Raw genomic sequence first — 3711 nt, 5'->3', positions numbered from 1 at the left:
CGGCGGCGAAGCGGCGCACCGCGTCGGTCAGTCCCTTGTCCTCCAGCCCCGTCATGCAGGCGGCGAAGGCGCCGACGCCCGGCAGCACCAGCCGCGCGGCGCCGGCGACGGCGGCGGGGGTGTCGGCCAGGATCACCTCGGCGCCGAGGTGGCGAAAGGCGCGCGCCACCGAAAGCAGGTTCCCGGCGCCGTAATCGACGAGCGTGACGGTCGCGGTCATGGAGCCGATCAGGCCGCCCGAACCGGCAAGCCGCGCGCAAGCGCCTCGGCGCGCAGGGCGGGGAAAGTGGCCTTACCGTAATGCACCAGATGGGCGACGGCGACGGCGTCGGCGCCGCCCCTGACGGCGGCGTCATGCAGGTGGGTAAAGCTGCCCATGCCGCCCGAGGCGATCACGGGAATCGACACGGCGGCGGTCACGGCGGCGATCAGCTCGACGTCGAAGCCGCGCAGCGTCCCTTCCCGATCGACCGAGGTGAGCAGGATTTCGCCCGCGCCCAGCGCCTCGCCTTGCCGCGCCCAGGCGACCGCGTCCAGGCCGGTGTGTTCGCGTCCGCAATCGCGATAGGCTTCCCAGCGGCCGGGACCAGTGCGCTTGGCGTCGATTTGCAGAACCATGCACTGGGAACCGAAAGTCCGCGCGATATCGGAGACCAGCTCGGGCTGTAAGGTAGCCGCCGAGTTGACGGCGACCTTATCGGCGCCGGCGCGCAGCATGGTCCGCACGTCCTCGACCGACCGCAGCCCGCCGCCGACCGTCACCGGCACGAATACTTCCTCGGCGGTGCGGCGCACGATATCGAGCATGGTATCGCGGGCGTACAGGCTGGCGACGGCATCCATGTAGAGAATCTCGTCGGCGCCTTCGTTGTAATAGCGCCCGGCAAAGGCACGCGGATCGCCGACAACGCGCAACCCTTCAAGTTGGATGCCCTTGATCAGGTTGGGTCCTTTAATGTCGAGCCGAGCGATGAGGCGGAAAAGAGACATGCCGGACAGCCAAGAATCCTAGGAAACTTGTGTCTTCAGCTTCCACTCGTTACCGGATTTAATCCAAAGATTATCATTGCGCCAAATTTCACAAGCCTCCCAGAATTCATCCTCGGTGATATCGCAGTATTCGAGAAACTCATTGAAATGACGCTTGGGGAATTCCATGTCGTATCGGCGTACCAGGGCGACACCTTCCTCGCGGGTAATATGGCCATCCCGAATTTCATGTGCGGCATCCGATGTTGCGCGGCCATGGCCGAATTTCAGGAGGGCGAAGTAATAGTGAAACCCATCGATTCGATCGTCGAGGCTTGCGTACTTCGAGTAGGTGCCCTCCGAGCGGCCCAGCGGGTTCGGTTTGAACCCGGTGTGCTCGGCGGCGTAGTAGAAGTTTTCCTGGGGAATCCATTTTTTATAGTAGCTCCAGAAATGCCGCTCGATCCCTGATTCTAAAACTCGGCTCTGATCTGGCGGGAGGTACATCGCGAGATCGGCTCGTGAGAATCCCCTATCAAGCCATTGTTCGACGGAATTCCCCGAGAACCAGAAGCGGGCGTACTCGTCAACAGCAAATCCGCGCTTATCCCAGGCTGCCGGATCTCCCGAATACTCTGCCTCGCCGTTCTCGCCTGAAAAAATAAGCTTAATCCCGAACTGGAGCGCAACGCGCAAGGGGAAGAGAACCTGGCCGAAAACAAAAGGAGTGAACGGATCGCCGTTTTCGAACAAAGCCAGCTTTGTCAACTTGCGGTGAATGATTCCGTTCGGGTGTCCCATGATGTTATCAAGGCCGGAATGGATTAATCCTTGAAAGTTCTCCCAACCGATCTCGGTGTATTTGTGGGGCGCCCAAGTGACCGTCAACGGATTCATGCCAAATTCGTATTTGAGCTTGTGGGCAACAATTGCACTGTCTTTACCGCCGCTTGAAGGGACAATGACGTCGAATCCCCCGTCTTTGCGACGATAACGATCCAGCAGATCCCGCAATTCTCGTTCGCGGTTGTCCCAATTTATGGAATTGTTCTTGTAGTCCGCGAACAAGCAGGCGAAGCAAATGCCGTCTTCGTTAAAAGCCATGCGAGGGCGCTGATTCGAGATTACGCAACGCTTGCAATACCTCACCTCTTTGGGAAGGTTATATTGGGTGGAGACGTCGATTTTTTGCATGGCGCTCTTTACTGTTTGAAAAACTGGGAGAGATTAGACGCCGCAATAGCATCATAGATGATGTCCCATAGAGGGCGATTTTCATCGGAGGCTCGAAGATATCTCGCCACGTATTGATCGTACGCTTTATCATCGATCAATAGGGCCCCCTGGAGGGGCATCGCGTCCCGTTGATCGAAGTAACGCAGGGGGGTGCCAAGTTCCTCCGCGAAACCATCATAGAAATGTTTCTCGTAAACTTGGCGGTGGTATAATTCCTTCGTAACGATCAGCATGACAGGTTTCCGGAATGCAACCGCAAGGCCGATCCCGGTGCTGTTGTGGGCGATGACCAACCGGCTCTTGGCAATTAATGCCGCGGTTTCTCCGCGGATTACGGGACGAGATCCGAATGCTTCCGGCTTATCCGTGTAATCCGATCTGGGATGGGCGGCGATTACGACATTAAGGCCCAATTCATTCTCAATTCGATCAAAGACGCGTCGCAGGCCCGCGTAGTAATGCTCGGCATTGAGCGGCGCCGCCCTTAAGGGAACATAGTCTTCATGATAGGGAAGATACTGATCTAAAAAGACAGCCGTTTCGGAAATTTGGTCCGCGGCGGAGCGATGCTCAAGATAAAGATCATAGTCCCAACTATGGGCGTTGATGCGGAAAGTGTCGGGACCTATCAGCGGATTCACGCTAATGGCTGATTCGGCGGATCCAAATACGGCGAAAGCAGCGCGGGGAACCCCCAGCAACTCCGGCGACAAGCGAGCGATTATGGAATTAATCGGATCCATTTTTATGATGCGGGTGGCAAGGTCACGCAGCCACGATATGACGGATTGTCGGGGCGTGGCCAAATTATGGCGAGGGTAGATCTGCGGTTGAAAAATCAGGTATGGCGTTCGATGCCGTGCAATGAGCCGAAGGAATGGCAAGGCTCCACGGGAGGGGCCGAAGGATACAATCGCCATCACGACTAGGTCAGCGCGTGCGAGAATATGGGCATTTTCCTCTAGATCTCCCCACCCGGAGAAAACAAGGTGATTGAACCCGGCGTCCGTCAGATCAAGTGATCGCTCATTTCTGAGATCAGGATGGAGTAGATCACTGACATCAATTACTGTGACCTCAATATTTCGCTCCAATGCCGCCGTGATGCCGAGTCGATGAATATCTCGCTTGGATAGCGGTTGTTTTATAATGCAGACTAGGCGACGGAGTTTCATCGTGTTTTGTCGAATTCAAGGGAAAAATCGCGATGAGCCTGCTCTAATTCGTCGACTTGGCCGATGTCGATCCAGTATTCGCGGATCGGAAAGGCGGCGGTATCTCGGCCGGCGGCGCGGGCGTTTTCGAACAGGTGCGTCATGTGGAACTGGCGGCCGTCGCGAGGAACATCGTCGAGCAGGGTTGGTTCGACCACGTAAATCCCGGCGTTGACGAAGAAGGAATGGACCGGCTTCTCGACCAGGCCGCTGATCCGCGCGCCTTCGAGTTGGACGACGCCGTAGGGTACCCGGAAATCGTATTCGCGCACGCACATGGTGGCGGCGGCCT

5 protein-coding genes are annotated in these 3711 nt (G+C 57.3%); all 5 read right to left on the bottom strand.

Annotated elements, in window-relative coordinates:
* The coding region (locus tag FJ311_16020; GenBank protein ID MBM3952941.1) for an imidazole glycerol phosphate synthase subunit HisH at nucleotides 1-220 on the bottom strand (220 nt) is incomplete at its 3' end.
* An 8-nt stretch (nucleotides 221-228) separates the two neighbouring features.
* Entirely contained in the window at nucleotides 229-990 is a 762-nt protein-coding gene (gene hisF / locus FJ311_16015) for an imidazole glycerol phosphate synthase subunit HisF (protein ID MBM3952940.1), read from the bottom strand.
* A gap of 18 nt (nucleotides 991-1008) precedes the next feature.
* Nucleotides 1009-2163 carry an N-acetyl sugar amidotransferase gene (locus FJ311_16010; protein MBM3952939.1) on the bottom strand — a complete coding sequence of 385 codons (1155 nt, stop codon included), beginning with the start codon at nucleotides 2161-2163 and terminating at the stop codon, nucleotides 1009-1011.
* 8 nt (nucleotides 2164-2171) lie between these two features.
* Complete coding sequence (locus FJ311_16005; protein MBM3952938.1) at nucleotides 2172-3380, bottom strand: hypothetical protein; 1209 nt, start codon at nucleotides 3378-3380, stop codon at nucleotides 2172-2174.
* Nucleotides 3377-3711, bottom strand: a 335-nt coding sequence (locus FJ311_16000) for an alcohol dehydrogenase (protein ID MBM3952937.1), incomplete at its 5' end; no start/stop codon positions are given. The genes FJ311_16000 and FJ311_16005, both read right to left, overlap by 4 nt.

Source organism: Rhodospirillales bacterium (genome assembly GCA_016872535.1).
In the GTDB taxonomy this organism is placed as follows: domain Bacteria; phylum Pseudomonadota; class Alphaproteobacteria; order Rhodospirillales; family 2-12-FULL-67-15; genus 2-12-FULL-67-15.
Note: the sequence above shows the minus strand (reverse complement) of the source record. Positions and strands in the feature narration are given on the sequence as shown.

Bases quoted from the DNA above. Each gene is read 5' to 3' on its own strand.
- hisF (MBM3952940.1), bottom strand. From the start codon at position 990: ATGTCTCTTTTCCGCCTCATCGCTCGGCTCGACATTAAAGGACCCAAC.
- FJ311_16010 (MBM3952939.1), bottom strand. From the start codon at position 2,163: ATGCAAAAAATCGACGTCTCCACCCAATATAACCTTCCCAAAGAGGTG.
- FJ311_16005 (MBM3952938.1), bottom strand. From the start codon at position 3,380: ATGAAACTCCGTCGCCTAGTCTGCATTATAAAACAACCGCTATCCAAG.